The 3180-nt window shown below is 70.7% G+C and carries 3 protein-coding genes; all 3 read right to left on the bottom strand.

Annotated elements, in window-relative coordinates:
- A partial coding sequence (locus B4K29_RS02735) for a DUF2207 domain-containing protein (RefSeq protein ID WP_286966330.1) occupies positions 1–1982 on the bottom strand: 1982 nt, incomplete at its 3' end.
- A gap of 91 nt (positions 1983–2073) precedes the next feature.
- Positions 2074–2553, bottom strand: a complete 480-nt coding sequence (gene smpB, locus B4K29_RS02730) for an SsrA-binding protein SmpB (protein WP_019287690.1) — start codon at positions 2551–2553, stop codon at positions 2074–2076.
- A 155-nt stretch (positions 2554–2708) separates the two neighbouring features.
- Positions 2709–3180, bottom strand: a 472-nt coding sequence (locus B4K29_RS02725; RefSeq protein WP_286966329.1) for a M23 family metallopeptidase, incomplete at its 5' end; no start/stop codon positions are given.

Here is a 3180-nt window from a genome sequence, read left to right as displayed (position 1 = left end):
CCCCCGCCGAAGCCGCTGCCCCCCGAGGAGCCCGGCGTGGACGTGAAGGTGCCCGCCGCCGACGTCGAGAACGAGTCGACCGCGTGCCCGAAGTCACCGAACCCGCCGAAGCCGCCGCCGTACCAGATGTAGAAGGTCGGCACACCCACGTCATAGCCGTCCATCCGGGCCATCTCGGCGACCTTGGCGAAGATTTGCGCCCAGCGATCGGCCACGCCGAACACCACCGCGTAGGGCAGGTAGCGGCTGAAGATGTCGAGGGCCTCGTCGTACTTGATCTGCTCGGCCTCGGCGGTCAGGAGGTACTCGCGGAAGCCCTTGGTCTGCTCGAGCACCGCGGAGCCGTCGGCCGTGCGGGCCGGGAGCTTCTTGATGAGCCAGCGCATGATGAACGGCACCGAGAACAGGCCGGCCGCGGCGACCATGACCGAGGGCACGGGCAGGTCGAAGCCCGCGATGCTGTCGCTGGTCAGGGCGCCCGCGAAGGAGCCGGCCCCGAAGAACATCCATCCGAAGATCAGCGCGAACGGCAACCAGGTCAGGCAGCCGAAGCCCTGGCGCACCCGCTCCGGCGACTGCCGGAACCAGCCGCGCTGCACGGTCTCGGAGTACATCTCCTGCTTGGCGATGGCCAGCGTGCCGGAGAAGTGGTTCTTGAGCTCGGACATCATCACGGGGGTGCCGTAGGCGAAGATCCCGTCGAGCACGGTGCGCTCGTACTTGAGCAGCCCGCGATCGCCCACCTTGGGGGTGCCGAGGTACTCGAGCCGCCAGTCGGAGGTCTGGAACCGGCCGCCGTCCTGGGTCTGCTCGATCCGCAGGTAGCCGCGCACCGCCAGGTCGATGACGGTGGCCGAGACGTCGATGGTGTCCGCGTGCTCGTCGTAGATCGTGCCGATGAGTCCCGGGGTCGCGTTGTCCGGCGGGTTGAACCGCACCGCCGTCACCGGCGCCTTGCCGCCACGCGTCGTCGGCACCTCCTGCCCCGGGGCCGGGAGCGTGTCGGGGGCCAGCCCGACATACCGCTCGTCCCGCCCTCGTCGCCAGACCAGGGCGCCCATGCCGGCCAGTGCCAGGAGGGGCGCGCCGACACCGATGCCGAGCTGGCTGAGGGTCCGCACCCGCGCCGACTCCGGCGAGATGTAGGGGCCGCCCGAGCCGGCGGACCCGGCGTCCCGGACGTCCTTGCTGACGTCGGTGAAGGCGCTGCGCGGCAGGAGCGCGACGATGCTCATGTTCTGCATGATCTCGAGGTTCTGCGCGCTGAACCGGGCCGGGTTGCCCGGCGTCGACTGGCAGGGCGTGTCGCTCTTGAAGGTGCCGTAGTAGCAGGCGGTCTTGCTGACGGCGCTGGAGCCGGGCCCGCGGACCGTCACCTCGACGGCGTCGAAGGGCACGCGCCAGGAGTTGCCGAGGACGTTGTAGTAGAGCTCGACGCCGTCCTTCTGCTCGTTGACGACGTGGGCGAGGTGGTACTTGAGGACGTAGCGCTCGGCCCCGGAGACGGTGCGGTTGGGCGACCCGACCCGTATGACGGTGGCGTCGCCCTGGTCGCGGACGCTCAGCTGGGCCGGGGCGCCGCTCGGGCTGCTGGCCGAGATGTCGCTGATCTCGTAGTGCCGCTCCTGCGAGGTCGCCCCGCCAGAACCCTCCGAGCCGGCAGACGTCTCCTCGGCCGGGGTGTAGCCCTGTGCCGTCGCGACCGTCCGCTCGATGCCGTGCCGGCCGCTGGTGTTGAACTGGTAGTCATAGGTCTCCGTCACCGAGACGCCGCCCTGGGCGTCCACGACGTAGTCGACGACGAGACGGGTGACCCGGTCACCGCCCGAGGCGGCGAACGACGGCCCGGCCCCGAGCAGGAGGGCCCAGACGGTGATCGCGAGGACCGCGAGCACCCGGGGCAGCGAGCGGGCCGGGACGCGCCGGACGCGCGAGCTCGGGGGTGCTCCCCCTGGTCGGATCGTGCTCGCCGGACGCGTCACGTCGTACCCCCTCGGGAATTGGCTGGACGGACCTCTGACGGCGAATCTATCCGAACCGCTCCCCCGGATCCGCCGACAGCCCGTCGATGTGTCAGCCGCGCCCGCGCTTGAACGCGTTGGACATCGCCCGTGCCGCCTCGCGGTTGTCCTGCCGCTCGCGCAGCGTCTGGCGCTTGTCGTAGAGCTTCTTGCCCTTGGCGACCGCGATCTCGACCTTGGCGCGGCCGTCCTTGAAGTACAGCTCGAGCGGGACGATGGTGTGGCCGCTCTCCTGCGAGGAGGCAAAGATCTTGCGGAGCTCGTCGCGGTGCAGGAGCAGCTTGCGACGGCGGCGGGCGGCGTGGTTGGTCCAGGTGCCCTGGGAGTACTCGGGGATGTGCACGCCCTCGAGGTAGAGCTCGCCGTTGTACTCCTGCGCGAAGCCGTCGACGAGGCTGGCGCGCCCCTGCCGCAGCGACTTGACCTCGGTCCCGGACAGCACGATGCCCGCCTCCCACGTCTCCTCGATGTGGTAGTCGTGGCGCGCCTTCTTGTTGCGCGCGATCACCTTGGTGCCCTGCTCCTTGGCCATAGCGTCCCAGTCTACCTGCCGGTCACCTGGTCCCCGGAGCGAGTTCTTGGAGCGACTACCTCGGAGCGCCCAGCGGGCGAGACCAGGGATCCGGCCGCAGAGACCGTATGCCGGCCGTGGCCGCCGTCAGGCGTGGCCGCCCGCCCGGCCGAGCGTCAGAGCCACTCCATCGGGTTGGTGAAGCGCCCGTCCACGATCGTCTCGAAGTGCAGGTGGCAGCCGGTGGAGTAGCCCGTCGTGCCCGAGTAGCCGAGCAGCTGCCCCTTGCGGACCGCGCCGCCCTGCACGGCGAAGGACGTCAGGTGGTTGTAGGTCGTCACCAGATCGCGTCCTCGAACGGTGCCGTGCTCGACCATGATCCGGTTGCCGTAGCCGGTGTTGAACCCGGCGGAGATGATCCGGCCGTCGGCGGCGGCGTAGATCGGTGCCCCGCACCCGGTGGAGAAGTCGGTGCCCGTGTGCAGCTTGTAGACGTGCAGGACGGGGTGCTGGCGCATGCCGTACGGCGACGTGATGCCTCCGGTCGCGGGGCGGCCGAGGATCCCGCCCCCCGGTGCGGGGTTGGCGGCCGGCGCTTCGACGGGTGGCGGTGCGGGGCGGCCGCGGCGGGCGGCGTCGGCGGCCTGG

It is taken from the genome of Arsenicicoccus sp. UBA6765, from assembly GCF_002453335.1.
Taxonomy (GTDB): domain Bacteria; phylum Actinomycetota; class Actinomycetes; order Actinomycetales; family Dermatophilaceae; genus Arsenicicoccus; species Arsenicicoccus bolidensis.
The sequence above is the reverse complement of the archived record's forward strand: the minus strand, read 5'-3'. Positions and strand labels throughout refer to the sequence as shown.